The sequence below is a fragment of the Mycolicibacterium mageritense genome (assembly GCF_010727475.1).
GTDB lineage: Bacteria > Actinomycetota > Actinomycetes > Mycobacteriales > Mycobacteriaceae > Mycobacterium > Mycobacterium mageritense.
In genome coordinates, this window is record NZ_AP022567.1 from 6,563,094 (window position 1) to 6,588,855 (window position 25,762).

At 62.8% G+C, this 25,762-nt stretch carries 23 protein-coding genes and 3 pseudogenes; 10 read left to right on the top strand and 16 right to left on the bottom strand.

What is annotated here, in order from left to right:
* The first annotated feature begins 156 nt into the window (after positions 1-156).
* Positions 157-1,392, top strand: a complete 1,236-nt coding sequence (locus tag G6N67_RS31560) for an AbiH family protein (protein ID WP_131524863.1) — start codon at positions 157-159, stop codon at positions 1,390-1,392.
* 92 nt (positions 1,393-1,484) lie between these two features.
* Here G6N67_RS31560 and G6N67_RS31565 read toward each other — a convergent pair whose 3' ends face one another.
* The 6 genes from G6N67_RS31565 to G6N67_RS31590 form a co-directional block, all read right to left on the bottom strand.
* The gene (locus G6N67_RS31565; RefSeq protein ID WP_163642365.1) at positions 1,485-1,655 is read right to left on the bottom strand and encodes a type II toxin-antitoxin system Phd/YefM family antitoxin; all 171 of its coding nucleotides are present in this window, start codon (positions 1,653-1,655) and stop codon (positions 1,485-1,487) included.
* A complete protein-coding gene (locus G6N67_RS31570) occupies positions 1,652-1,927 on the bottom strand; it encodes a hypothetical protein (protein WP_036442139.1) in 276 nt (91 codons plus the stop codon). Before G6N67_RS31570 ends, G6N67_RS31565 begins: the two co-directional genes overlap by 4 nt.
* Before the next feature lie 43 nt (positions 1,928-1,970).
* Complete coding sequence (locus G6N67_RS31575) at positions 1,971-2,243, bottom strand: hypothetical protein (protein WP_131524867.1); 273 nt, start codon at positions 2,241-2,243, stop codon at positions 1,971-1,973.
* A gap of 707 nt (positions 2,244-2,950) precedes the next feature.
* Positions 2,951-3,949, bottom strand: coding sequence for a TniB family NTP-binding protein (locus G6N67_RS31580; protein ID WP_036442141.1), 999 nt, complete (start codon positions 3,947-3,949; stop codon positions 2,951-2,953).
* Positions 3,950-3,952: 3 nt separating this feature from the next.
* Positions 3,953-6,016, bottom strand: a complete 2,064-nt coding sequence (locus G6N67_RS31585; RefSeq protein ID WP_081812847.1) for a Mu transposase C-terminal domain-containing protein — start codon at positions 6,014-6,016, stop codon at positions 3,953-3,955.
* A complete protein-coding gene (locus G6N67_RS31590; RefSeq protein WP_081812848.1) occupies positions 6,013-6,795 on the bottom strand; it encodes a TnsA-like heteromeric transposase endonuclease subunit in 783 nt (260 codons plus the stop codon). The genes G6N67_RS31585 and G6N67_RS31590 overlap by 4 nt, the downstream gene beginning before the upstream one ends.
* 808 nt (positions 6,796-7,603) lie before the next feature.
* Here G6N67_RS31590 and G6N67_RS31595 point away from each other — a divergent pair.
* From G6N67_RS31595 to G6N67_RS31615, 5 genes and pseudogenes are all read left to right on the top strand, one after another.
* On the top strand, positions 7,604-7,906 hold the full coding sequence (locus G6N67_RS31595) for an amidohydrolase family protein (protein WP_051579281.1): 303 nt from the start codon (positions 7,604-7,606) through the stop codon (positions 7,904-7,906).
* A gap of 176 nt (positions 7,907-8,082) precedes the next feature.
* Positions 8,083-8,671, top strand: a pseudogene (locus tag G6N67_RS31600) (helix-turn-helix domain-containing protein).
* 123 nt (positions 8,672-8,794) lie between these two features.
* Positions 8,795-10,284: pseudogene (locus G6N67_RS31605) on the top strand (DDE-type integrase/transposase/recombinase).
* Positions 10,281-11,094, top strand: a pseudogene (locus G6N67_RS31610) (ExeA family protein). The pseudogenes G6N67_RS31605 and G6N67_RS31610 overlap by 4 nt, the downstream one beginning before the upstream one ends.
* Before the next feature lie 249 nt (positions 11,095-11,343).
* On the top strand, positions 11,344-12,042 hold the full coding sequence (locus tag G6N67_RS31615) for a hypothetical protein (RefSeq protein WP_131524841.1): 699 nt from the start codon (positions 11,344-11,346) through the stop codon (positions 12,040-12,042).
* Positions 12,043-12,073: 31 nt separating this feature from the next.
* Here G6N67_RS31615 and G6N67_RS31620 read toward each other — a convergent pair whose 3' ends face one another.
* Together G6N67_RS31620 and G6N67_RS31625 are read right to left on the bottom strand one after the other, a co-directional pair.
* Positions 12,074-12,373, bottom strand: a complete 300-nt coding sequence (locus G6N67_RS31620) for a hypothetical protein (protein WP_036440877.1) — start codon at positions 12,371-12,373, stop codon at positions 12,074-12,076.
* Positions 12,374-12,430: 57 nt separating this feature from the next.
* On the bottom strand, positions 12,431-13,561 hold the full coding sequence (locus G6N67_RS31625; RefSeq protein ID WP_081812799.1) for a tyrosine-type recombinase/integrase: 1,131 nt from the start codon (positions 13,559-13,561) through the stop codon (positions 12,431-12,433).
* Positions 13,562-14,252: 691 nt separating this feature from the next.
* On the opposite strand from G6N67_RS31625, the gene G6N67_RS31630 reads away from it, so the two are divergent.
* The gene (locus tag G6N67_RS31630) at positions 14,253-14,654 is read left to right on the top strand and encodes a hypothetical protein (protein ID WP_131524839.1); all 402 of its coding nucleotides are present in this window, start codon (positions 14,253-14,255) and stop codon (positions 14,652-14,654) included.
* Between the two features lie 170 nt (positions 14,655-14,824).
* Here the strand turns inward: G6N67_RS31630 and G6N67_RS31635 are convergent, their stop codons facing one another.
* Complete coding sequence (locus tag G6N67_RS31635; RefSeq protein WP_036440873.1) at positions 14,825-15,400, bottom strand: hypothetical protein; 576 nt, start codon at positions 15,398-15,400, stop codon at positions 14,825-14,827.
* 652 nt (positions 15,401-16,052) lie between these two features.
* Here G6N67_RS31635 and G6N67_RS31640 point away from each other — a divergent pair.
* Both G6N67_RS31640 and G6N67_RS39340 read left to right on the top strand, forming a co-directional pair.
* Positions 16,053-16,604 (top strand): YaeQ family protein, encoded by a 552-nt coding sequence (locus G6N67_RS31640; protein WP_036440372.1) that lies wholly within the window; start codon positions 16,053-16,055, stop codon positions 16,602-16,604.
* A 471-nt stretch (positions 16,605-17,075) separates the two neighbouring features.
* Entirely contained in the window at positions 17,076-17,834 is a 759-nt protein-coding gene (locus tag G6N67_RS39340; RefSeq protein ID WP_230022354.1) for an SRPBCC family protein, read from the top strand.
* Positions 17,835-17,956: 122 nt separating this feature from the next.
* Here the strand turns inward: G6N67_RS39340 and G6N67_RS31650 are convergent, their stop codons facing one another.
* The 5 genes from G6N67_RS31650 to G6N67_RS31670 all read right to left on the bottom strand — a co-directional run bounded on the left by G6N67_RS31650 (position 17,957) and on the right by G6N67_RS31670 (position 23,143).
* Complete coding sequence (locus tag G6N67_RS31650; protein ID WP_036440369.1) at positions 17,957-18,790, bottom strand: DUF1932 domain-containing protein; 834 nt, start codon at positions 18,788-18,790, stop codon at positions 17,957-17,959.
* A 78-nt stretch (positions 18,791-18,868) separates the two neighbouring features.
* A complete protein-coding gene (locus G6N67_RS31655) occupies positions 18,869-19,810 on the bottom strand; it encodes a S66 peptidase family protein (RefSeq protein ID WP_051579202.1) in 942 nt (313 codons plus the stop codon).
* Positions 19,811-19,871: 61 nt separating this feature from the next.
* On the bottom strand, positions 19,872-20,450 hold the full coding sequence (locus tag G6N67_RS31660) for a hypothetical protein (protein WP_036440366.1): 579 nt from the start codon (positions 20,448-20,450) through the stop codon (positions 19,872-19,874).
* A complete protein-coding gene (locus G6N67_RS31665) occupies positions 20,447-22,450 on the bottom strand; it encodes a hypothetical protein (RefSeq protein WP_131524838.1) in 2,004 nt (667 codons plus the stop codon). Before G6N67_RS31665 ends, G6N67_RS31660 begins: the two co-directional genes overlap by 4 nt.
* 471 nt (positions 22,451-22,921) lie before the next feature.
* Entirely contained in the window at positions 22,922-23,143 is a 222-nt protein-coding gene (locus tag G6N67_RS31670) for a hypothetical protein (protein ID WP_036440359.1), read from the bottom strand.
* Between the two features lie 251 nt (positions 23,144-23,394).
* Here G6N67_RS31670 and G6N67_RS31675 point away from each other — a divergent pair, with 251 nt between their 5' ends.
* Entirely contained in the window at positions 23,395-24,228 is an 834-nt protein-coding gene (locus tag G6N67_RS31675) for an LLM class flavin-dependent oxidoreductase (protein WP_163642367.1), read from the top strand.
* Here G6N67_RS31675 and G6N67_RS31680 read toward each other — a convergent pair.
* Together G6N67_RS31680 and G6N67_RS31685 are read right to left on the bottom strand one after the other, a co-directional pair.
* Entirely contained in the window at positions 24,215-24,766 is a 552-nt protein-coding gene (locus G6N67_RS31680) for a TetR/AcrR family transcriptional regulator (RefSeq protein WP_036440354.1), read from the bottom strand. The genes G6N67_RS31675 and G6N67_RS31680 overlap by 14 nt on opposite strands.
* A gap of 122 nt (positions 24,767-24,888) precedes the next feature.
* Complete coding sequence (locus G6N67_RS31685; protein WP_036440351.1) at positions 24,889-25,728, bottom strand: alpha/beta fold hydrolase; 840 nt, start codon at positions 25,726-25,728, stop codon at positions 24,889-24,891.
* Between the last annotated feature and the right edge of the window lie 34 nt (positions 25,729-25,762).

The following is a 25,762-nucleotide window of genomic DNA, read 5'->3' on the forward strand; positions in this document are numbered from 1 at the left end:
TGTGAATCGACGCGATACCGAGGGCTTTCAGCGGTCCGGGCAGCCTCGAAGCCGTCGCATCGCGCACCGAAGCTCTGCTCGCTGAAGCTCCTCGCCTGCGAGCAGCAGACCCATCTGGCAGTGTCAATATCTGGCCGCGCGGGCCCTAGAATTCCCGTGAGGAAGCCTGCGAGCACAGAACGCGGACGGCTCGAACGTGAAAGATGGGCGGGGCCAGGAGTGGGGTATCGCGAGTTTACGTCTGATGAGTACTCGAACCTGAGGCACCAGCACAACATCATGGTGCTGGTGGGCAATGGCTTCGATATACAAGTCACACGGCGCTACGAATCCCGGTTCTCTCCCCGCTATCCGGCCTTCTATCACTACCTCGCCGCTCGCGACTTCGACTCCTCAAATCTGGTGGTCCAGCAGATGGCCGCCGCCAAGGCGAAAGGTGAGGAAAACTGGAGCGACATCGAAGCGGCCATCGGGCAACTCATCGGCATTTACGGCAGCTACCAGCGGGTCCAAAACGTCTACGCGTCAACACTTGCCATCCAGGGAGCATTCTCAGAATACCTGGAACTCGTCGCACCACCTGACCTACTCGCCCGGGTCGGGAAGGACTCCGCAGAGGGCTCTTTGGCCGTGGAATCCATGGCGAAATTCGTCAGAGACGTCGCCACGATGTCCGCGAACTTCGAGTCTTTTGCCTTCCCCGGAGAGACGCAACACTACGACCTTTTCAACTTCCTATTCGTGAACTTCAACTACACGCCTCTACTCGATGACTACGCCTTTCGTGACGCTCAGCAGTTCCAGCCGCAAGCGCACACGTATGCGGACCGGAATTTCTGGTTCTGGCCCAACCCAACAGGCCATCCGAGTGGAGGCTGGAACGACAACACCAGTTGGTCCAGTTACGTCCGCAGCGAGGTCATCCATCCTCACGGACAGCAGGCAATCCCGCGGTCGCTTCTGTTCGGGATCGACGCGCCCGACAGCTTCAACCAGGGCACAGACCCCCGACGGAAACTTATGAAGCCGTACTGGGCGATGAACCGTATAGAGTACGGCCACCTATTTCCCGATACTCGACTGTTCATCATCTTTGGGTGCTCTCTTGGCGAATCGGATGGCTGGTGGTGGCGCCACGTCTGCAAGGCGCTCAGTCGCGAGCCCGTCGACGGGAAGCCACTGAGCGAGCTCATCATTTACTGGTGGAGCCCAGCTGCGAAGCCTGCCACTCGGGAAGACGTCCTCGACACCTTCTTCACTGGTATCACAGGAGATCCGAACAGCCCTGAGCGAACGAGCGTGCAGGAGCGGATCCAGATCGTGCTGTACACAGACGAGACCCAGCCCGTTTTCCTCGCCACGCCTGACATCGACGCTCAGCAAGTCAGGTGAGCCTATCGCTGGGTAGCGCGTTCCGAAGAGTCTGAAGAAATGCAGCGGATTTCCACGGTCCATCATTGATCCTCTACCGAACGGCCCATCGCTTACGCGAGGGGATCTTCGTCGGCGAATCGCCGGGCCGGAGCCAGCACGGCAACGTCGCGCCCCCGGCGAGTGATCACGAAAGTCCACCCTTGTTCGGCTTCGCTGATGAACCGGCTGAAATGTCGACGTAGTTCGGTGATGCTGATGCGCGGCAGCGAAGGATCGATCAACGTTCGGCACCAGGATCGGCGACGGCACCGAACATCTCGATCCAACTTTCGAGCTGATCGGCGGACTCGGTGAGGACGAGCGCGAGAGCCCGCGCGTTCCCAACGGTGAGTCCAGAATCAGGGTGGAACTCGAGGTAGATGTGGGGAACGTCGGCAGCAGTCTCAAAGCTGCCGTCTTCGACCTGAATCGCGCTGATGCGGACTCCAGCCGTACATCCGGCGGGGAACCGGTCGGGTGTGTAGACGACGCGGGATGCGATGCCTTCGTCCAACTCCCATTCAGTGCAGAGCGATCCGATTGGGGTAGCGGGCTCCTCATGACTTCGGCTTGACATTGCCACCACCGTCCTTCCTGTACCAATGAGACTCGCGTGAATGGTTGCTCGGCGCGACTTCGACTTCATCTGGGGGAGCGTGCAGTTCACCCAACATTGCCTGCCGGAAGGGATCCGACGCGCCACTCGGCGATAGGCCGGGAACGATGTTCTGAAGTCGAACGAGGCCCTCTGCAATGACAGTCGCGGCCGAGGAATGCCGTCCCTCCGACGCTTCGTGCCGCAGCGAGATGATGACGTCGGTCAGCGCCACCGCATTGGGGTACCAGGCCGCGGCTTGTCGTGGAAGCATGGGCGGTGCTTCCGCGGGTACACCGAGCCGTCGCCTGCGTTGCTGGGTATCAGGCGCACGAGAGACCGCCGGCCAGGCTGACCAAAGGGAGAAGCAGGTCACAGCAGCCATGAAGCCGGAGTATGTGGGGCCGCGCCCCCAGCGTCGAATGAGACTACGGTGCTGGCGGTGTGCGCGTTCGATGTCAGGACAGAGTCGGACTGAAAATTGTTGCTGGGCATCGCATTTAAGTGCAGAACTTCCTGTCCATTGCTGGTGTATGGCGCAGAGCACCTGTTCATGGCCGGCAAAGACAGTCACTGCGTGACTTCGACTTTGAGTTTGCGCGGCAGCGCAGTGTCTGCATGCAGATCGGATCCCCGCCCGCTTCGAGACGTGGCCGACCAGGTGCGGCCATCGCTTGATTGCATGCGGAGTTCGGAGTTCCGGAAGCGCCGCTACCAACCCGCGCTCCGTCAAGCCGGTCAGCTCAACGAGGTCCGCAACGAAGTGGGGCTGTCGGGAGAGCTGGGGCAGCCAGCTGGGTCGCAAGAGGTTCTGATCCGTCACGCGGCGGAGGTAGCTGTTCAGCGTCTCCGAACACATCGGAGAGACTGGCACGGGAAGTCGTTGACGGCCATGGCGGACACCCTCCGGGACTGTCGATGACTGTTCGGCACGAAGCGGCATCAGCGGGCCACTCCAGGATCTACGTCGTCGATCGCAATCGAGTCGAGCAGGTCTAACGTGATGGCTTCGGTACCGAAGTCGATGGCGTCGGTGGCTGCATCGATAATTAGATCGCTCAAGGATGCGATTGAGCCGCCGGTGCGGTGGTAGAGGTAGTCCGCATGGCGTTCGAGCATTCCTCTCTCATGCAGGGGGAGAGGAAGAATACGTTCGAAGGATGCGACGAGCTGCACCCACTCCTTATGGTCGGCGTCGTTCGAGAGTGAGTAGTTGCTCAGGTTGATGGGCCGAGTCCGTTTGCGCCACTGCTCTCCGTTCTCGCCGCTGAACAGGGGAGCGGTCTCCAACGAAATTCCTGCGAAGAGCATCGTTGCATCGAGGTTTTCGGCGAAAGTCTTGATGTTGTCGGCGACTTCGGCTCCTGCGGCACGGTCGGTGTTGAGGCGTTGGACGTCATCGAGGATGACGAACTTGGTGCCGAGGCTCTTCAGCAGTCGCGCCAGGTCCACGAGTCGCTCGTCGGCATTGCTACCGCGCAGCTCACGCGCACCGACGAAGTCGGCAAGGCGCACCCAAAGTTTGTTCGTCGTTGTAGCCGTAGCGATCGTGGTGTAGACGACGGGCAGGAAGGACAAGTCGTTTTCCCTGCCGCAGGTTCGTCGTATTTCTGCGTCAAGTCGCTTGCCGGCAGCCATCACATCGGTGGTTTTGCCGGTCCTGGGTTCCCCGGATACTCGGATACCGGGTCTGGCCACGAACTTCTTGGCTCGTGATCGGCGAAGCAGTCGTCGTGCGTGGTTGAGGATGCGGGTGAGGTCCCGGGTGGGAAACACGCGTTCCTCGTTCAGGTAGTCGATGCGGCGTTCGTTATACGCCGATCGTTCGACGGTGCCGAGAGCCTTGATCTCGTCCGCACTCAAAGAGGGTCGCTGCGAGTCCGGGGTGGGCTCGTAGGTGCAGTATTCGCGCCACTCTTCGCGGGTCGTCGGTGATGCCAAGGTTCACCACCCTTCCGACAGACGCATCGGACGCATGGGCTCAACTGGTCCGACCGGAGACTGAACAACCGGCGCCCCCGGAGTGTCGTCGCTTCGTCCGGGCGCAACGACCTCAGCGGGAGGACCGCCGCTGAGCTCTTGTCGCGCGAGGTTGGCGCGCCCGGCCGACGCTTCGGCGCGGGAAAGCGGTCGAGGTTTCGATTCCGATGGGCCGCCCAGCAATTGACGATGAATCTGCTCCGCGCGCGTGAGCACTTCTTTGTCGGTTGGCTTCTTACTCATGTCCCGACGAATCGCTTTCACCATGTCGATCCCGAATGGAATGGTCGCATAGTCGGCCAGAATCCAGCGGCACTCGATCCAGCCATTGTCTTCGACTTTTCGCTGGCCCTGTGAGTCGAAGACCAGGGATTCGTCTCGCACCCAGATCTGCATCAGGTTGGTGGGGTCGTAGCGCACCTCCCACTTGCCATTCTGTTTGGAATTCAACGATTTCGTTCGTCGCATCTGGTGAAAGCGTGGCAATTCGGAGTTGTACACGAGGTTCTTCAAGTTGACGCCGTAGCGGTTGATACGACGAAACGCGTGTGGTTTCAGGGAGATCCAATCGTCGCGTGTCATCGTCCGTACTGGAGTTGGTGCCATCTCCGACATCGCTCGGTACATGGCATTGGGAGAGAGCTGCATCCGAGGGGCCGCCGTCAGGTGAAGCCCCGAGTGGGGACGGTTCTGATATACGGTGATGACCCATTCGTCGAGCAGCGCCTGAAGTACAAACAGCGGCCACACAGTGTCCTTCTCGGGTTTTCGGCCCCGGTGGCTGACCGAGCGTCCCTTGTATCCCGGGATCCATCGGACAAAGTCGTCGCCGATGGTCTTGAGCAAGCGTTCGATATGAGGCTTGGCGGTGGGCTGGTGCGGAGCAGCGATCCGAGGGTGCACGCCCCGAAGTTCGGTTGCTCGTTCGAAGACTGGCGTGACGAAGATCTTGCCACGGTCAACTACGACACCCCGCACATCGATGATGGGCTTGTTCTCGAGTGCCCTGTCGAGATCGATCTGGGGGGATAGCCTGTCCGACAAGTAGCTTCGTGCGACGGTCATATTCTCAATCCAGCCTGGCAACATCTGTTGCGGGATACAGGAATTGGCCCAGAGTTCAATAGCATCAACGGTTTTGCAGGCGTTCGGGCGAAGAATTGCCGCGGTGATGCTCAATGTCGCGACGTCGATGCCGGCAGCCAGATCGATTCGGCATGGTTGACCATCGGGCAGCAAGGCCATTGCGTCAAGTGGTGTTGAGTCGAGCTGTACTTCTTCGCCTGGATACAAGGCGACGATTTTCGAGAACGCTCGGTCGGGGCTGTTCGCGTGACTGCGGCGCGACGTCGCATCGCCGGTGGTGTGCTCACCGCGGTCAAGTGCAGCCAGTAAGGCGTACATCGACGACCTGCACGGCACCGGCACGTTGTCGTCGCGAAGGCGACGCTCCGCGATTTCGAGGATCTGCTTCTTGGTAGGCGTCGACTTGTCTACGTAGTGCGCCTTTACCATCTCCAGGACGACGATCACACGCTCGTGCACCCCGGACAGACGGACGTGACCCGGCATGCCGCGCTGATCGATACATCCGAGCAGGCCCGCAGTGTTGAAGCGTTGCCACTTACGCCACATAGTGGTCATGGAGACCGGCCGCCCTAAAGTTCGTAGCTCGGATCTTTTATCCGAAAGTCGTTCGCGTACAGTCGCGATCGGGGTACCCGAAGAGGCCCGTCCTTGAGCCGGCTGTTCCATGGCGTGTTTGATGCCGGAGAGGTGCTCATACCAGAACTCGGCATCTCGTCGCTGTTCGTCGGTGGCGAGGTCGAGCAGTCTCTGATCGGCGATACTTGGTCCAGAGGCGTCGGGACCGACGAAGGAATCGTCGCAGAGCAACATCGCTACCGGCAAGGTCAGGTCGCTGCCGTCATCGAGACATTTGAGTCGAAGGGCCAGTCCGTCGCTGTCGCGGATATGCCAGCTCTGGCCGCGGAGTTCGATGATGTCGCCGATATGCAGTTCGATCACGAGGTGATCACCGTGGTCCAGGTCAGCGGGCGGGTCAGGTCGACGTGAATCTCTCTGTTCCAGATCATGTGGTACGTGCTGCAGATGAGATGGCTTTCGTCGAGCTCAGCTCCGTCCGAGGCGTTGACGATCAGCTCGCCGAATTGCACGCCGTTTCGCCCCGATCGATTCACGCAGATCGTGATAGCGGATCGCGCTTCTGCTGACGGCGCGAACCGCGGATGGTGGTAGGCGCATAGCAGCCGTAGGTTGCGTTCTGCAGTCTTGTCTATCGTTGTGAATTCCTCGTACTCCCAGTTCAACTCGCGACATACATCGCGGGTGCGTTGATGCTGGAGCCGATCCTTCTCGCAGAGACGATCTGCCGGCTTGACGTCGACAACGAGAGCCGATCCGTCGCGTCGTCGGATGAAAAAGTCCGGGGCGTGCCGGTGGTGCGTCTGGCCCTTCGGCCACAGCAGCCAGAACGGGTTGGAGCTGACCGCGATTGCGTCGCCGCGAAAGTCGACCGTCATCAGGGCAGTCATCTCGAACCGAGACTCAAAGCTGACATGGCCTTGTGAACGCGAGAACCAGTACTTGCCTTGATGGGAACGGCGACCCCGGTAAGCCGGGAAACTCCGAACAGGCCTGCATAGCTCAAATGACACACGCGAAACCTCAGGTGTGAGACGGGTTCGCACCCGCTGCCCGGTCTTCGGATCTTGATAAAGCACCATCGTGTAGGGCGCGTCATTGACGGGCAGTGCACCTTCCGTCGGGACCGGCGACGGGGTCATCCCCGCTCGTATCCGGCATCGGGACCCGCAGCCCGCGATGGGGTCGGAGGCCAGGATGCACAGCAGGGGTTGACATCGTGCCGGAAGCGCGCTGAAATAAGCATGTCTCCCTCTCAAGGGTGAAGTAAGCAATTAGCGGCCAAGTGCCGCACCGAAGAAGCCGGGATTCCAGCCCGGCTTTTTCAGCGTCTGGGGAATCTTGATGCCCCGTCAGCGGATCAACCTAGATTTTCTGGGCGGGTGTCACCTCCTGGTAGGCCTGGCCATTCCACTACCTCCGATGAACGCGCACGTCGGGGACGGTGCGTTGGAGCAGGCTGAAGTGCCCGCCCCATGATCGGAATGGCAACGTAAGTTGAGCACAAACTGACAGATCCGCACAAGGGTTGCAGCAACCATGGCTACCGATGACTTTGCCGGGAAAGGCTTCGTCCATCGTTCGCCTTCGAGTGAGCCGAGTTTCAATGCCAAAGCCAACCGACTGATGGCCGTTGGTGAGCGCGATGCGGATGTAATTCCACTGCTAGACACTGCATTCGCACATAACTAGAGGTCACACCCTAATGGCGCACCCACAAACGCACTGATGCAAGTAGCCGATCAGAACCCGGGGTGTTGCCTATAGTTAACACCTACGCGATGTCTCTAGCCAGCAAATTCGATGCGCGCAGAACTCGATACCATCGCTTCGCATTGGGACTAGCCAGCTGCCGCAGTTTGCTGGCAAATGTGTCCAATGCCAGCATCGCGTTCCATCGAGATCTAATTTCGTCCGAGGCCTGTCGGTGCGCCGCGCTATCTTGATCCGATGCGCTGGTTTGCCCGCCCTGATAATCACTCGCTGGAGCTGAGGGTCGCCCCGCGGCTCGCCTCGTGGAACAAGGCTGACGATCCAGATCAGATCCGATTGCAGGAGTACCTCGACGATACGGAGGCTTTGATCGCTGGCGCACGGATCAGGGGCCCGCGGGCGCTGCGCCTCGACGTCGGTTTGCCGAGTTCACGAGACCTGCTCGATGCCAGCGACCTGGATAACTACGCGTATCCGCTCGCATCGCGCCTGCGCGATGTCGACTTGGTGTCGGTGTGTGTTGACCGTCTCTCAGCATGACGACCACGGGGTAGTTATTCGTCATTGAGGTTGCTGATGTGAGGCGCCGGATTCTCGTGCGGTTGCTGGTGTTGGTGTGCACCGTCAGGGTGAGGACGTACTGATGGGTCGCGCGGCACCCCGCTGAAGTCTTGGCGGGCTCGCAGGGTGCCGCGCTGTAGTGCACGGAGGCACTCGTGGTGACGGTAGAGGCTGATCTGGTTTCCGTCGAGTCCCGGCTGGCTGCCGGCGAGATCGGGTGCCCGTCCTGCGCCGACGGTGTGCTGGGCGGCTGGGGATTTGCCCGGCCCCGCCGCATCCGCGGCGTAGCTGGCGCGGTGCGTCCGCGACGGGGGCGTTGCCGGTCGTGTCTGGTGACGCATGTGCTGCTGCCGGTGATGATGTTTGCGCGTAGAGGGTATGGCGCACAGACGATTTGGAATGCGTTGGTGCAGCGAGCCGACGGCTTTGGGCATCGCCGAATCGCGGAGAATCTGAGGGTGCCAGCGACCACGGTGCGCGGATGGCTGCGCCGGGTGGCCGGGCGTGTGGAGTCAGTGCGGGCGTGGTTCATCCAGGTCGCGATGCGCACCGGAATAGACGTGCCGGTCCCGCAGGGGTTCGGCTGCGGCTGGCGTGATCTGGTGGCCGCGATAATCACCGCCGCTGCGGCGATCGGTCAGAGGTTCGGCCCGGCGGGGGGTGCTGGGCGTGGTGACGCCGCACCTGGTGATGGTGGCGGTCAGCGGCGGGCGGCTGCTGGCGCCGGACTGGTCACCGGCATGACGCGGGGTGCACGCAACACCAGTTGCCCCTGACGCGACGCGCCGTGATCGGTGATCCTCGCCAAGGAACCTGCCCGGCAACGGTTTCGGGCAGGGCCGCCGAGCATGCGAGGAGGACACTGCGGTGTCATTGGAAGAGCACAAGCGTCGGGAGCGGGCCCACGCGATCGGGTTGTTCCGCTATCAGTTGATCTGCCCTGCACTGGAGGCGGGGTTGTCGACCAAGCAGCGCGGCAGACTGGTCCGCGAGATCGCCGAGCGCCGCCATATCGACCCGTTCGGCAGTCAGGTGCAGGTGGCGCGGGCGACCTTGGATCGCTGGATCCGCCGTTACCGGGCTGGCGGCTTCGAGGCACTGGTCCCTGAGCCGCGGCGGTTGGCCACCCGCACCGATGAGCAGGTGTTGGAGCTGGCCGCCTCGCTGAAACGGGAGAACCCGGCCCGCACCGCCGCCCAGGTGGCCCGGATCCTGCGCACCGCGACCGGGTGGGCACCCTCGGAATCGACCCTGCTGCGCCACTTCCACCGCAGCGAACTGATGGGCCCGGCCACCGGCGCGGCAGGTGAGGTGTTCGGCCGGTTCGAAGCCCCCGACCCGAATGAACTGTGGGTCGGCGATGCCCTGCACGGCCCGCGGGTCGGGGACCGCAAAACCTACCTGTTCGCGTTCCTCGACGACCACTCTCGGCTGGTGGTCGGGCACCGCTTCGGGTTCGCCGAAGACACCGTGCGCCTGGCGGCGGCGTTGAAGCCGGCGTTGGCCGCCCGCGGAGTTCCCGCCTCGATCTATGTCGACAACGGGTCCGCGTTCGTGGATGCGTGGTTGCTGCGGGCGTGCGCGAAACTCGGTATCCGGCTGGTGCATTCCGCGCCCGGTCGCCCGCAGGGCCGCGGCAAGATCGAACGGTTCTTCCGCACCGTGCGTGAACAGTTCCTCGTCGAGGTCACCGACACCAGCAGCGAGGACCTCGCCGCGGCCGGGGTGGATCACCGCGGGGCGTTGTTGGAGCTCAACCGGCTGTTCATGGCCTGGGTCGAGACCGAATACCACCGCCGCACCCACTCCGAGACCGAAGCGCCGCCGCTGGCTCGGTGGGAGGACGGCTGGGATCGGCTCGGCGGGCTGCCGGCGTTGCCGACTGCTGCGGATTTGACTGAGGCGTTCTTGTGGTCGGAGTTCCGCACGGTGACCAAAACCGCCACGGTCTCGCTGCACTCCAACACCTACCGGGTCGACCCGGCCCTGGCCGGGCGCCGGGTGGAGTTGGTGTTCTCCCCGTTCGATCTGGAAACGATCGAGGTCCGCTACCGGGATCAGAGTTTCGGCGCCGCGATCGCTCACACCATCACCCGCCATGCCCATCCGAAAGCCCGGCCCGAGACCGTTGACTCGGTGCGCCGGCGGTGACGGGGATCGACTATCTGGCGTTGACTGCCGCTGCCCATCATGAGCAGCTGCGCCAGGATGAACGTATCGGCTATCACGCCCTCTACGGCCCTCGCACTGACCGCACTATCGACGCCCCTGGCGACCATGCTCAGATTCCTGGCCAGCTCTCCATCACCGACCTCGACCCCGGCAACGCTGCTCATGAAGATGGGGTGTCGGCATGAGTATTGAACGGCTGCAATCGCATTGGGGTTTCTCCCGGATGCCGTTCGGGCGGAATCTAGCTCCGTCGATGCTGCACCGCCACCCCGGCCACAGCGAAGCGATCGCCCGCATCGGCTGGTGTGTCAATCAGTGCGCGATCGGGGTCATCACCGGTGAAGTCGGCGCCGGCAAAACCGTGGCCATCCGCGCCGCCGCGACCGCCCTGGACCCCGCCCGGCACGTCATCATCTACCTGGCCAACCCCACCATCGGAGTCCGCGGCATGCTCACCCACATCGTGGCCGCCCTCGGACACACCCCGGTCTTTCACCGCCCGCCTCGCACCCCAGGCCGCGGACGCCCTGGCCGCTGAACACGCCGAACGCGGCCGCAACCCCGTGCTCGTCGTCGATGAAGCCCATCTGCTCGACAACCATCAGCTCGAAGCGATCCGATTGTTGACCAATCACGACATGGACTCCGGGTCACCGTTCGCCGTCGTGCTGGTCGGCCAACCCACCCTGCGGCACCGGCTACGCCTCGGTGTCCTTGCCGCGTTGGATCAGCGCATCGCCGTGCGCTACACCCTGCCCGGCATGAGTCCAGCTGACACCGCCGACTACATCAGCCATCACACCAAGATCGCCGGCCGCTCCGACACCCTGTTCGCCGAGGATGCCGTCACCCTGATTCACAACGCCTCACGCGGACACCCACGAGCGGTCAACAACCTCGCCTTGCACGCGCTGACTGCCGCGTTCGCTGCCGGTCATTCCATCGTCGGGGAGAAAGCTGCCCGCATCGCCATCAGCGAAACAGCCTCAGACTGAACCAGACTCCCACCACCGAGACCACCACTGCATCACCGCGGCGACGATCCCGTCACCGAGACCACCACAGCCCCGCTCAAAACACCGAGCGGGGCTGTTCTCATCGATCCGTCATCATCACCACCGATGACGACAACATCGTCACGCTCAATGACGGGCAACACGGTGTGGTGCACGAAGCGCCATGGCGAACAGTCGTCTGTGCGGATCTGTGCCGCCCGAGAAGTTCCTGCACCCACAGCCGCCGGTGTGATCGTCGCGACCACTGCAGCTTCTTCCTCGAGCGTCGCCTACAAGGAGGCTATCCACGCCGCCGTCTCTGGCGCTGCCGTGCTACCGGATGGACCAGTTCGGCTCGAATTGTCCTTCGTGGTCGGTCCACGTCGCAATTGGCTCAACCTCTGGAAGCAGACGATCGACGCGCTCGACCCCCTGCTGGGTCGTACCCGGCCAGATCGGGCATGGCATCCCCGCGACGGCCGAATCACCGAGCTCGGCCTGCACTGCACCGTGGACCAGTACGCCGGCAACAAGGTCGCGGTGGGCATCTACGCATCGGCCGAATCCGCGAGTGTTAACGAGGACAGTTCGCTCGACGTCCCACAAAGTCCGGTTGGCGAGTTCGTCGACGTCGTGCCAGCCGATGCACTCGCCGGAGTGGATCACCGCACCCGCGCACACGAGTTCCGGGACGACGACGCTGGCTATCTGGCTTGGCTCGCCGCCAACCCGGAAGGCTTCGTCGTGAACATCGCCCGTAACTACAGCGTGTCTACCGCGCGGGTGCATCGCGCCGCGTGCCGCACTATCAGCGGTCAGAATCCGCACAACGGGCCGTGGACTGGTGCCTACGTCAAGGTGTGCGCCATTCAGTCGGCGGACGCCGAAGAGTGGGCCGCAAACGCCGTGAGAAAGCCCATCACGCCGTGCGGGACTTGCCGGCCCTGATACGTGTGACCGCCGCGGAGCGCAAGCGGGCTCACCTGAGCTCGTCGGTCTGGGGCGCAGAACGACCCCGTGCGGCCAGTCGCTCGATTCTTGTTGATGCGCTATTGAACTCGGACGCAAGCTGGGCGTAGCCAGCATCCAGGATTTGTTCGTGCATAGCCTCGGCGCCCACCCGAAGCAGAATTCGCAGTACGGCGGCATCCGAGCTGATGTCGCCCGAGCCATAGTCACTGTGGTCTACCCACTGTCGCAGGACCTCGAAAGCTGGCGATCCCCGATGGAGGAAGGGAGCGATCATCGCCTCGTCTGCGTCGCGGAGAATCAGGCTCACTCGCTTACTCATTGGGGGGGCCTTCCATAGTCGTTGGGGCGAGTCGATCGCTTCGTTTCAGCTCGTCCCATCGTCCTCCCGTTGTTCGGGCAGTAGTGAGTAGAGCTGATTTTGCGCTGCCGCACTTCGTGTTTCAATCCCCGCCGCCGTAACGTAACGCTGCGATGTCGTCATCGACTCATGTCCGAGGAGTTTCATCAGCGTGTAGACGCTGACATTCGAGGTCGCGAGCTCAGTTGCGTAGGTGTGGCGAAGGCCGTGCACCAGGGCGCCGGGTACGGGGCGCGCGTCCGGCCCTGCGCGTTTGAACGCGCGCTTGATACGTGACTGTAGAGTGCCACGCGTCATCCGCTCACCGTCCCGACCGACGAATAGCGGGGCGGAATGTGGCCAGCCCGACAATGGCGTGTTCTTCGGCGACGATGTGCGCTTCTTGCCCTGAGGAAACCGTCCGGCACGAGTATCCATGTACGTACCGATCACTTCCAGCAGGGCTGCCTCGATGGGGACGTTGCGTTCCTTGCCGCCTTTGCCTTTCACATTGATCACCGCGGAGCCATCGTCGAGCGTCCGTATGTCACCGACGTCGACCAGGCGGAGTTCTTCGGCCCGCAGTCCCGCGAGGAGTGCAGTGAGAATGACTGCGAGATCCCTTTCTTTCCAATCTGTTCGGCGAGCATCGGACTCCTGCGTGACAGCAGAGACCAGGGCTTCCACTGCAGTTCGGGGGAGCGCCTTCGGTAGCGGCTTCTTCAGTTTCGGGCGTCCAACAAGCTGCATGGGGTTGGCCGTCAACAATTCGTTCGTATAGAGGAAGGTGCACAATACATTCCACGTGGACCAGCAGCGTCGGATGGATGCCGCCTCGTGGTCGGCTGCAAACGCCGCGAACGCTGTACGCATCGAATCGCGAGTTATGTCAGCTGGACTGAGGCGGACCGGCTCACCACCGGTAAGCAGATTGGCAACGGCGACGAAGTCGCGCCGATAGGCCTTCATCGTATGCGCCGAGGGTTTACTTGCCTGCCGGTGATCCAAGAACTGCTGGAACCACTCGGGGATCTCCGCGACGGCCGGCGCGACGGCAGCAGCTTCAACAACGCCTTCGGTGACGGAGTAGCCGGGATCGGTCTCGTGCGGCACACGGTCAGCCTCGCAGATAAAAGATGGATAATCAACGTTATCCATATTATTGGGTGTTGCGGGGCTCCAGCCTGTGCGGACAGAGGGCGCTGCACCACCTGCATAACGTCACAGTGACGAATTGGACCGTTCACGCTGGACCTCGAAGGCGCGGAGTGTCCGCCGCTGTCAGGTAGTTCTGGACTGTCGATCGTGCGGTCCGGCGCTGTCAGATAGTCGTGGATACAGAGTCAACGCCATGGTTACACCGGTCGAAGATCCGCAGGTGCATGGGCAGGGACCTGGGCGGGTGTCGCTGTCAGATAGTTCTGGAACGGAGGGCGGGAAATCGGACAGCTACCAGGTATTCCCGGATTACTCCCAACTAGTTCCGGATCGGACATTAAAGCATTCACCACACGCCAGCCTCGCGTCTCACCGGCTACCGGTTACGCCGATAAGCTACATTATGTCAAGTTATGGCTGTGTCCTCCTCTCCAATAGGGTTCTTCAAGTAGCGGACTACTCGTGTCCGCGGCATGGCCCGATGCGATAGTCAAACCATTCTCGTCATGCCAACGAAGCGGAGCCTAGGATGTCGGGTCACATCAGCATCGGCACATCTATCCTCAAGCGATCCGCCGCCGTTGTCGCAGCCACCTCACTGTGCGGCGCGTCGGCGATGCTCCTCGCTCCCACTGCGAACACAGATCCGATTCCGCTAGTTCCGCTGAGCAACGGGCTCGTAATCGGGTGCATGCCATGGGACCACGGCACGCGCGTGCACTGCGTGGCATTTCCTTGGGGCTGCCCTCGGGTGCACGGCGATTACGTCGTCGACGCCCTGCACACGATGATCAGGAGCCACCAAGACGAATACCCCTTCCACTGCGTTAACGATGGTCAGGCTGCCACCTGGAACATCGACACTGACCCGAACTCGACGTTCACGTTCGGGGTCCAGGCCTGCCGCAAGAAGGACTTCGAAGGTGACTGGTGCACGCGGTATGCGGACGTCACCTACACGCCACCACAGCCAATCACGTGCCCGGCCGGCTCGCCGACTCCTACCGTTTCGGCTGGAGAAACCTGCGCTCCGAAGCCTGCCACGATCCTGACACCAATCGAGGGCCCGACGCTCGATCTGCCGCCGCGTTGACCTAGCGCTCTGCATTCGACGAGTGCTAAGCATGACGCACTCTGCGCCGCTTCACCATCCGGGGCGGCACGATAGCCGGCGCGCAACACCCGCACGCCTTCCCGCACGATCCGCACCAACGTTCGACGCGGATGAGGCGGACCCGGGGCTATCGGCGACACGGGCATCTATCACTGCATCTGGTCAAGCATGTCGGAGAACGCCGCCTTCAGGCGCAGCGCTTTTTTGATCTCATCGGAGGTCACGTAAGGGTATTCGCCGTACTCGACGAAGCTCGGCACGTGATGGGCGCGCACGAACTCGACGAATTTCTCGGGGCGCTCCCGCCAATCCAGCGGGAAGTCTTCCAGGTTCTCGAAGGTGGTGGTGATCCCGGACTGACTGAACAGCATCACCGCGTCCTCGGTGTACTTGTCGAAATCAGTGTCGAAGATGCCTTGATACTGGAAGTACAGATCCTCCCCGACCGGGATGAGTTGCCATTTCAGGTAGTGCAGCTTCAACGGGGCCAGCACCGTCGGATCGGCCGCTACCGCGGCCTCCAGCGTCCGGCCATGCTCACGGATCGCCTCCTCGCGACCTGGTATGACTTTGGCGAAGATCGTAAACCCATAGCACGCAGGGGTTCTGGGGAAGACCGGGCCATATCTGCCACGCTCCTCCTCGAAATAGCCCTCCTTAGGAATGGCCATCATCGCGGGCTTGGTCCAGTCTTGATCATTTGACACCGCTGCGGCTCCTTGCATGTTGTCGTAGCCCGATGCGCCGCCACGGTAGCACCAGGTTTCCCGGTCCACACCGTGATCGGGGTGGAAACTCCGCGCCGCGTGCGTAGCCGAACGTTAGCGGCGGCACGGGCTGCTTCGCGTCGTCGATAACGGGTCGACGGAAGGGCCGAAGCTGCTCGGTTCCTTGAGAATTCAACGATCCGGGGCCGTGGATGGTCCGTGTCGTTCTGTGGCATGCCCTGCTGTCGTGAAACGGCATCAACGGGCCCGGCTCGGTGAGTACAGTACAGCCGCGAAAGCAGGATCGGCCCTCAGAGAATCGAGGTCAGCGACATGATGGCTGTACTGCAGGACGCCATCCCGGTCGCTCTCATGCGAGTGCCTCGTGCTGTCGCACGATTCAATCGCCGCTTCACTATTGGGGAGTCCGCGGGTAATCAGCAAGACCGAGGCCTTACCCCTCGCCACACCGGCACCCCGACTGATCTATCGATTGTTCCCCTACAACGAAGCAGCGTTGGTACTGACGAAAACCCCTTGAGGCGCGGGCTAGCGGATGCAGCCGCCGAGCGGTATCACTGTCGTCGAGTGAATCAGTCGAAGCCCACTCTCCGGCGTCCCGGCTAGCGGCTCGCAGCAGCGCTTTGACCACCAGGGTGGACACTAGGGCGTGGCCCTTTCAGCAACAGTATTCAAAGTCGAACTTGGCGTTTCCGATGTCGATCACGGTTACTACTCCGATCACACGCTGACCGTCGCCCGTCATCCCAGTGAGACTGATGAGCGGATGGTGGTGCGGTTGTTGGCTTTTGGGTTGCGCGCACACCGGCTCAGCGACGTCGACGGTGAGTTGGCGTTCGGGCCGGGATTGTCCACCGCTGGCGTACCGGACTTGCGGCTCGCGGACTACACGGGCCGGATGTTGGAATGGATCAACGTCGGCCAGCCCGATGAACGCGTGTTGGGCAAGGCGGCCAGCCAGGCCGACCAGGTGCTGCTGTTTCCGTTCGCCGCCGGCGTGGCCACTTGGTGGCGCACAGTCGGCCCTAAAGTGGCTGGGCTGCCGAACCTTTCGGTGGTGCAGATACCGCACGCACCGGTGCAGCAACTGGCCCAGACTGTCGATCGACGGGTCTCGGCTCAGGTGATGGTGATCGAAGGCCAGGTGACGATGACCGTGGGCGGAGTCGACGTCACCTTCACGCCCGATCCGTTGAAGTGAGTGTTTGAGCCCACCAGCCGCCCCACTTCCTGCGTTGCGGCTAGTGACCCGCATGTCATGGATAACAGCAGTTATCCATGAGCCAACACGGGGTCGCCAGGGCGGACGGCAACCGCCGCGACGGAAGTGACAGGTTCACTGAGACGGATCAGACGAGAATTGTCACAGTCAAGTTGGCATCTTTGAAGCTCGCGGATGACAAATTGATTGAGACCCGACACGGACTACTCGTGGCCGCGGCATGGCCCGATGCGATAGTCAAACCCGGCACTCGCTGCCCGACGGCCTGCGACTGCGCGCAGTGCAAGACGTGCTGGACGAGGTGGCCGCTGCGCGCCGAACGATGAGCTCAGCATCCCTGCCCTCCAGCGACCGCATACACGATCGAGTTGCGGCGTCAGTACGACGCGCCAGTCGTCGACGTGTGGAACGCCATCACCACCCCGAGAGACAGGCCGCTGGTTGAAGCCTGTGACCGGGAATCTGCGACTCAGTGGATCGTTCGAGCTGGACGGTGGTGAGCACGGCGAGATCCTGGTCTGCCACGCGCCGCGGCGGCTGCAGGTGTCCTGGCTTTGCGGGCCGAAGGTCGATGAGTCGCCGGAGACGAGCGCGGTCGAGGTTCGTTTGTTCCCGGGCCTGCCGGGAGGCGAAGCCGACCTGGCAGCCTCAGGCGATCGGGATCACGTTACGGTGGCAGCCACCACTGCGTTCTCGGGATCCTGGAGGAAACGAGTGATGAAATACACCCTCTCGATCGAGATCGCCCTGCCCCGCCAGAAGGTGGTCGATCTGATCTCCGACCCGGCGCAGATGCCGAAGTGGCTGCGTGGCCTGGTACTGCACGAGCCGGTCAACGGGGTGCACGGACAGCTCGGCACCACCTCGCGAGTCGTGTTCCAGACGGGGAAGCGCAGGATGGAGGCGACCGAATCCATCACACGCCTGGAACCCGCAGATCTGCATGCGATCCCCAGGTCGGTCGTCGTGCGTTACGAACGCGAGATTGTCGGCAAGGGCATGTGGCAGGCCCAACGAGACCGAATCATCGACGCTGGTCCGGAATCGACGCTGTGGGAGAGCGAAAGCGAGTTCCGGTTCGACGGGTTGCTGATGCGGCTGGCGGGACGTCTCATGTCCCGCACCTTTCGCAAGCAGTCGTGGCAGCACATGCAGGACTTCAAGGCGTTCGCCGAGCGTGGGACGGACATCTCCCAAGGGACGAACTGACCTGCCACTGAGTTGGATCCGAGCAGCGATCCCTATGCGGGCAGGTGAGGTGGTGGATTCGGGCGATATCGGTCCGGCAATTCGGCGTCGACCCGCGATTATCAGGTGTTTCGCGGGGGCACTTACGCGGGCGCTTCGGGTGGTGCCACGGCGAGCATCGCGAGCACTTCTGCCACGGAAGTGTCGGTACGATCACGCACCGCAACCCACCGATCCAATGCTCGCGCTGCACCGGCTGCCATGTCGGCGGGCAGACCGGCGGCCATCAATGTGGTGGCAATCTCGAGCATTTCGGGTGCCCACCGCCACGCACGCGCCGCTGCGCCGGTGAACGCCTCAGGTTCAGCTAGCGGCCGGCCTTCCAATAGTTCTGCTTCGCGGGCCAGATGCGCACCGACTCCGTGTTGGTTGGCCAACGCATGAGCAGTCGCGGCCAACACACGCGACGCCTTCTGGTAGGAGGCGTATGCCATCTTCAGGGCTGAGGCCTGTCCCAGCCGATCGGAAATCACAACGACCTCCAGCGCGGTACCGTCAAACAGGGTCGCGACGGCCTCAGTATCACCAGAGAGGTACAACCGCGTCGTTGCCGGCCATTTCGGTGGCGGACCGATGATTCCGCCGTCGACCACCGTGGCATCAGGCAGCAACTCTGCGATCCGGTGAACACGCTCAGGTGCGATCGCGTTGGCATCGACATAGATCCCGCGGTAACCGGCGGCTTGACGCGCGATGTCTTCGGCATGCGCCGGTGGGCAAATCGACAGCACGACATCACAATCCTGTAAGGCGTCATGCAGGTCCGTGCACTCCTGCAGACCGGCGTCGGCCGCTCGCCGCCGAGTCGCCTCGCTGCGCCCCGACGATACCCACCGCACCGTCGCGCCGCCCTGCACTCCAAGACGGGCAACCTCCGCGCCCATCGCCCCAGGGTGCAACACGGTGACGACGGTCATGGCGAAATGATAGTGGCATCGAGCGGTCGGCCCGTCTGCTCAACATCCGCGCCGGGTTCCAGATACGACCGTTGGCAGTCACTCGATTGTCAGTGTGCCGGCCTTCGCGTCTAGAACTGCTGCAGCTCCTAGCGGCACGGTCGCGGGGTGGTCTCCGTGGCCCAGAGGGAGCCCTCCCAGAATCGGTACCCCGAGCCGCGAGAGGTGATCGCGGAGCAGTCCGATGATCGTTATGCCCTTGCTTGGATTGAATTTGGTGAACTGACCGACCGCGATGCCCGCAATGCCATCAAGGTGACCGCCGTTGCGCAGCATGGTGAGTTGGCGGTCCACTTGTCCGAGGTAGAGATCGACGGCTTCGATGAACAGGATGGCACCGTGGAGGTCTGGAAGTGCCCAGCCCGCCGCAGTGGCGATCATGTCAAGGTTGCCTCCGAGAACCGGACCCCGTGCCGTCCCGTTCGTGGTGAGCTGGGAAGTCGATTCCGCCTCGCGCGAGGTGATGACTGTCGGTCCGTCAGACATCAGCGCCGCGCGCAGGAACTCGCTGCTTAGACGCGGGATGTCGCCGGTCGTTTCGTCGACGCAGAGGGCCCCGTGCAGGCCGACAACCCTGCTGTGCTTCCACAAGCTCATGTGCAGGATGGTGATGTCACTGAAGCCGACGAGGAACTTCGGATCCTCGCGGGCTGCGGCAAAGTCCAGTCGATCGGCGATGCGGTAGGAGCCCTTGCCTCCCCGTGTCGCGACGATCGCCCGGACCGACGGGTCGCGCAGCGCCTTGTTCATATCGCCCAGGCGCTCATCGTCTGTTCCGGCGAGGTACCCGTACTTGTTAAAGACATTGTCGCCCAAGCTCACTTGGAGACCCCAACCTTCGAGTATCCGTTGAGTGTGAAGCACGTCCTCGGGTTTGGGCGGGCTGCCTGGTGATACCAGCCGGACCTCTTCGCCAACCTGCAACCTGGCTGGGTGTAGCACCGGCATGCGGGCGGATTCCTCAGCGGCGTTCGGTGACATCACAGCGAAGATTCTCGCGGATAGGTCGTGAACCTGAGGCGCCCGCAGATGGTGCGCAAGCCTAATCCAATGCTGTGTGCGTCCAGTCCAACTGGCCGTCGGCGCCGACACTCACGGTCCACTCGTCGTGGTGCTTCGTCGAGCTGTCGTCGGAGTGCTCCCACGTGTAGGTGATTACTGACACGCGCGTCCCGGCCCGGCCGTCCGACACGGTATGCGGCGCGGCGACCGGTGCACCTGCTGCAGTGCGGCCAGGCGTGTGGACCACGAACCTCGCCCGATCGTTGGGATCGGCGTGTTCGGCGACGAGCAGCGCCACGTCCACAGGGTCGAGTGGTGGCTGGACGGCGGCGACGTAGTCGCGCAGTCCGCGCGCCTCGTACAGCGGCAGGATACGGCCGTCCGGCAAGACGCCGAAGCAACGGACCGGACCGGCGGCGTCGACCACCGCAGTGACTCCCGCCACGATCATCAGGTCGTCGCGCGGCGCTTCTGTCGGTGCCACCGTCCACGCGCCGTGTGTCGTGCGGATCCTTACGGCGGATTGACCTACCTCGAGGTCGAGGATGGACTCCCCTTCGTCTGCAAGGTGTTCGGCGACAATGGCGGCGCCGATGCGGCCGAGGTCGACGGTGGTCACTTCCCTCCCCTAATCGCCGTGAGGATCCACTTGCCCACGTCGTCGTAGTTCGCGAACATGCCCGCCACGCCGAGTTGGGTCATCTTGTAGTTCTCGCGGACGTACGCCCTGATCGCCGCCTGATCGGCAGTCATCAGCCACTGGTAGTTCCTGGGGATGCGGTGAGCCGGCAGGTTCAGGTTCCGGAGAAACTGCTGTTGTGCGTAGAACGCCTGGTACTCCATCTGTTGAGTGGACAGAGCCTGCAAACCTCCGAGCAGGTTCTTCTCCTGCTTCCGGTGAGCCAATTCGTGCGCAAGCGTCGACGCCACCGCGACCCGCGACCGCTCTGCCTTGACGATGATGGTGTCGGTCGCGGGGTCGTAGATGCCGTTGGTGCCCGCCTTCTCGATTTCAGCGGAGAGCCGTTTTGCTTCAGCCTCGACGTTGGCGCCCTTCTTCGCGTGCTTGCGGACGAGTTCGAGGACGGCAGCCTGACGTTCCTCCGCGGTGCCCGCGTACATCAACACCTTCTCCTCCTTGAAGGCCTCGTCGGCCGCCCTGGTGTAGGCCTTCGCCAATTCGACGTCCTCGGCGAACTTCTCGCCACGGGCGAAGACCCTGCGGATGTCATCGAGGTTGGCTGCCACCTTCGCCGTCGTGTCCGCACCGTCCACGCCGCCCTTGGCCGCGGCGACGAGCTTCGTCTGAGTCTCCTCGGGAACCCCGTACTTGCGGGCGGTTTCGAGTAGCTCCTCGGTTTTCTCGGCGGTCTTGGCCGCCTTGGCCTCGGCGAGCACGCCCTTCAACGCCTTGAAGGCGGTGGCGGCCTGCTGGACGTCGGCGATCGCGGTGACGATGTCCACGGCCAGCCAGAAGATGTCGGGCGGCTCGCCCTGTGAGATCGCCTTGGCCTTGTCGAAGCTCGTCGACTGCGCGGCCGCGGTCAGGCTGTAGTCCTGATAGTGCTCGTAGGCACCGTATATTGACAGCACCATGCTTCCGGCTGCCGCGGCTGTGACGGCCGCCGCGGCCGCGACGCTGGCACCGCCCGTCGGGATGGCCGCGACAAGGCCCAGCCCGATGGCCACCGCCGCGATCAACATCTGGGTGTCACGTTCGGCGGCGGCGACGGCGGCGACCTTTTCGTCGATCACCCGGGCCTGCCAGTCCTTGACCCCGGTCTGCCGCTTTGTGATGTCCCGGAGTCGCGGCTCCTTCCAGACCGAGAAGCGTCCGCCGAGTTCCTCCCGAACCGTCGCGATGTTCTTCAGCCTGTCCTGGGCGATGTACGCAAGCTGGCCGGCCAGGCTGTCGGGTTTGCGTCCCGCCAGATCGATCAATTGGTTCAGCGCATCGGGCCCCGGCGTCACCGTGGCGAGAATCGGATAAGTCTTCTGCTTCTCGGCCGCCATGGCGTCGTACGCGCGGGCGGTGCGCAGGCCCTCTGCCTCCGAGGTCTCGAGCCGCTTCGCCAGCTCCGGAGTCAGTGTAATCTCCGGGATGGCGGCCGCAAGTGACGGGGCGGCCGTCTTGTTGAAGGCGGCGTTGGCCTCGTCTCGCGCGGCGAAATAGACCTTGGCAGCCTTGTCTGCGACCATGCGCGAGCTGATGAGATCCTGTATGGCCGTCCGCATTCCGGCTGCAGCCGCCTTGTCCATAGAGTAGCCACCGGTGCCGATGCCCAGGAACGTGTTCTCTTTGATGCCCAGGGTTTTGAGTTGCTCGTTGATCTCCTTCTCCGAGGCCGTGAGGATCTCGCGGGCTGTCGTCTTCGAGTCGTTCTCGAACGTCGTCACCAGCGACCCGGCATCGGTTTCGAGCGCGGACACCTGCGCCTTGAGCGTGGTTCTCACGCGTTGCAGCTCGTCACCGGTGACGTTCTGGTTCAGTTGGATGTTGAGGTCTTGCGAGATGTCGATGTTGATGAGCCGAAACGCCCAGTCTCTGCCCTTCGTCCAGCCGCGCGTCGTCACTTGGTCCTCGAGCGCCTTGCGTACCTGCGCGCTGTCGGTGCTCACCGGCACGCCCTCGTGTGTGACGACTACCGGACCCGTCCGCGGCGCCGCCGGGGCGGCGACAGACGCCGGGGCGGTTGCCACTTTTGTTGGCTGACGTTGCAGCGCAGCCGGGCTCGACGTTGCGGCGGATGCGAGAGTGTCGACGACGGCGTGGTTGCCAGCGCTGCGTTGCAGCTCGGCCAGCATCGCGACAGTCGGGCCGGGCGGAAGTTGGCCGGGAGCCTTCGGCGCCGGTGGCTTACGAACGGCCGGCGTCCTTGGCCATTTCGCACCACCAGCAGGATCGATCTTGTGCATGAACCCCCAACCCCGGAACGGTTCCGACGGGTCGACGGTACCGGGACGCGCTCGTCGGTGCACCTGCGCGCGGTCACCATGAAGGGCGAGCAACCTTGCCCCATTGGGCAATACGGCCATCCTAGGCCAGCCGTTCCGATACATTCCTCTGTTTACCTTGCAGCACACAAGCTTTCAGTTCGGGTCAAGCACCGCTCGCTCCCGCAGCGTCCACGCCCAACGACCAACAGCCATGCAGATGTTTCGGTCGAAGATCGACCAACGGTCTTGATGGCCGAAGCAGTTGTGCAACGTCGTGACGTATTCCGTCAGCGTGTCGATATCGTTGATTGCGGCTAGATATCGACAGGTCTTGTCGTATTCGATCAGCAAGTTGTTGTCGACTGCGTACGTCATAGAGGGTTCCCGCTCGAAGCTGGTGCCGGATACCTCGAAGCCGCGCGCCCGCAGGAAGGGTCCGCCACACCTTTGACCTCCTCGGGGGCCGGTGCGTATGGTCGGAACGGTAAGTGGGGTGACACCCCATTTCAGCGAATCGCTTGAGGAGCGCCCACATGCTCACCCCGGAACGCCTCACCGCCGTCCGTCGCACGCTGCGACCGATCGGATTCGCGATGCCGAGCATCGGACTATCAGCAGTGCCTCCTGTGCAACAACAGATCGAGGCGGCGCGTCGCCTGGAAGCGGCGGGTTACCGCAACGGCTGGGCCAACGAGGGCGTAGGCGGCAAGGACGTTTTCGTGCAGATCGCCATCCTGCTGGGCGCGACCGATCAGCTGACTTTTGGGACGTCGGTGACCCCGATGTGGGCCCGTCCCCCAATGGTCACTCACGCCGCGGCACATCAGTTGGTAGAAGCCTTCCCGGGCCGGTTCCTGCTGGGACTCGGATCAGGCTATGACTTCATGGCGCCGCTGGCGGGCCTCGTGTATCGCAAGCCATTGGCCCAGTTGCGGGAGTACGTGACGCGCATGCCGGAACCTGTTCCGCTGCTGGACGTCCCCGCGGTCGACTACCCCACCGTTGTGGGCGCCAATGGCCGGCGGTCAGTACGGCAAGCCGGCGAGATCGCCGACGGCGCATTCCCGTCGCTGGTTCCGCCACGCTATGTCGAGGAGATCCGATCGGTGCTCGGAGACGACAAGCTGATCATCGTAGGGTTGATGACATCCGTCGACGACGATGAAGAGAAGGCCAAAGGTGATGCATCGCAGAGCATTTCGCAGATCTTTGCCATGAAAGGCGTTCCGTATGGACGGGTGCTCGACAGTTTCGGCTATACCGCACAGGATCGCACCGAAGGCAGCGACCGCCTGACCGCCGACCTCACCGCCGCGGGCTCGGGAGCTACCATCGCCGCGGCGGCCAGACGATATATCGAAGCCGGCGCCGATCACGTGGTCCTGATGCCGGTGGAGGCGGACTTCAACTCCGGCGTGGACAAGCTCGAGTCGATCGCCGCCGACGTCACTGCGGTCTGATGCCCTCCAGCGCCAGGACGCGCAACCTGTGGCCGCCAGACGGATTGTGTTCGGTCGCGAGGGCCACCCCACCCACCAACGAAAGCAATTCCTCGATGGTGACGTCTTGGCGCACTGCGCCCGATGCGATAGCCCGCGCCAGGAGCGGGCCGCCATTTTGCACTAGTAACCGGTGGCACGCCTCGCACGACGTGTTCCCACGGTGGTGCAGCACGGCGGCCGCCAGTCCGCGCACTTCGGAGAAGTACTCCCCCACATCGTGTAACCAAGATGTCAAAGCTGCCGCAGGATCCCTGGCCGCGCTGTCAGCGGCGGCCCGTACACACAACGCCCGGACCGTATCGGCAAAGACCGCATCAAGCAGTTCCCATCGTGACGGGAAATGCCGATGCAGTGTCGCCGATCCGACGCCGGCCTGACGGGCAATCTCCTCCAGCGAACCGTCTACGCCGTCGCGCAGGAACACTTCCGTCGCAGCGCTGATCACACGATCACGGCTGCGCTGAGCATCGGCACGGAGGCGGCGAGGCACTGTCACAGAGGACAGCTTCGGCAAGCAGGTCCGGCACTCTCTAGATGAGCACCAGCCATCGCTTGCCCGTATGCGTGGAGTCCCATGCTGGACACGATAGATATCAAGGTCTTCGTCGGCCTCACCTTCTACATTGTCTGATGCCGGCCCGTCGACGCACGATCAAGCCATGACGCCACCTCATACATCAGTTGTTCGGGAGCATCGAACTGGATCAGGTGATTACTGCCGGGCACCTTGCGCACCGTCGAATCGGGAATCAAAGTGTGCAATCGATCCGCCCGCTCGACTGGAATCCACGCGTCCTGATCGCCCCAGACGATATGAACCGGCACAGTCATGTTCGCCAACAGCTCTTCGTTCTCACGCAGGTAGCGCTCGTCGTAGTCGACGATCTGCCGATAGAAGGCAGTCTGGCCCTCGTCGCCGCACCACGGCTGTATCAACTCGTCAAGATCACCGTCGCGCAGCCCGACATTGGTTGCATTGCCGATGTAGGCCCGAACAATTGCGCGGTGAACGTACCCCGGGAGCTGGTCGAGCAGGCCGGGATTGTCCTGCACGAACTTGAAGAACGGCGACCCGCTCGGTGGGATTGCGACGACATCGATGAGCATGAGCGAGGCATAGTCAGCACCGCCGACCAAGTGCGCACGAAGCGATACCGCACCCCCGAAATCGTGGGCGATCACGTGCGGACGGGCAATGTCCCAATGCCGCAACAACGCAGTCAATGCGTCCGCTTGAACTCCGAAGTCGACGGGCGCGCCGGGTTGCTTTGATGACTGGCCGTATCCCGGCATGTCCCACAGATAGACGGTGTATCTATCGGTCAGGGCACTCGCGATCGGTCGCCACAGCACCGAAGACCACGGCGTGCCATGGCAAAACACCACTGCCGGACCGTCTCCGGCGCTGGTCCACGCAATCTGACGCCCTTGCCACTCGTAACGCTCTGTCAGATCCATCTCTCCCTTGGTACCACTCGGCGACCGCCAGGCA

Excerpts from the sequence above, each read along its gene's own strand:
- G6N67_RS31685 (WP_036440351.1), bottom strand. The coding sequence starts at position 25,728 with ATGGATCTGACAGAGCGTTACGAGTGGCAAGGGCGTCAGATTGCGTGG.
- G6N67_RS31635 (WP_036440873.1), bottom strand. The coding sequence starts at position 15,400 with ATGCAAGGAGCCGCAGCGGTGTCAAATGATCAAGACTGGACCAAGCCC.
- G6N67_RS31670 (WP_036440359.1), bottom strand. The coding sequence starts at position 23,143 with ATGACGTACGCAGTCGACAACAACTTGCTGATCGAATACGACAAGACC.
- G6N67_RS31630 (WP_131524839.1), top strand. The coding sequence starts at position 14,253 with ATGCCATGGGACCACGGCACGCGCGTGCACTGCGTGGCATTTCCTTGG.
- G6N67_RS31595 (WP_051579281.1), top strand. The coding sequence starts at position 7,604 with ATGCGCTGGTTTGCCCGCCCTGATAATCACTCGCTGGAGCTGAGGGTC.
- G6N67_RS31655 (WP_051579202.1), bottom strand. The coding sequence starts at position 19,810 with ATGTCACCGAACGCCGCTGAGGAATCCGCCCGCATGCCGGTGCTACAC.
- G6N67_RS31590 (WP_081812848.1), bottom strand. The coding sequence starts at position 6,795 with ATGACCCCGTCGCCGGTCCCGACGGAAGGTGCACTGCCCGTCAATGAC.
- G6N67_RS31625 (WP_081812799.1), bottom strand. The coding sequence starts at position 13,561 with ATGGATAACGTTGATTATCCATCTTTTATCTGCGAGGCTGACCGTGTG.
- G6N67_RS31650 (WP_036440369.1), bottom strand. The coding sequence starts at position 18,790 with ATGACCGTCGTCACCGTGTTGCACCCTGGGGCGATGGGCGCGGAGGTT.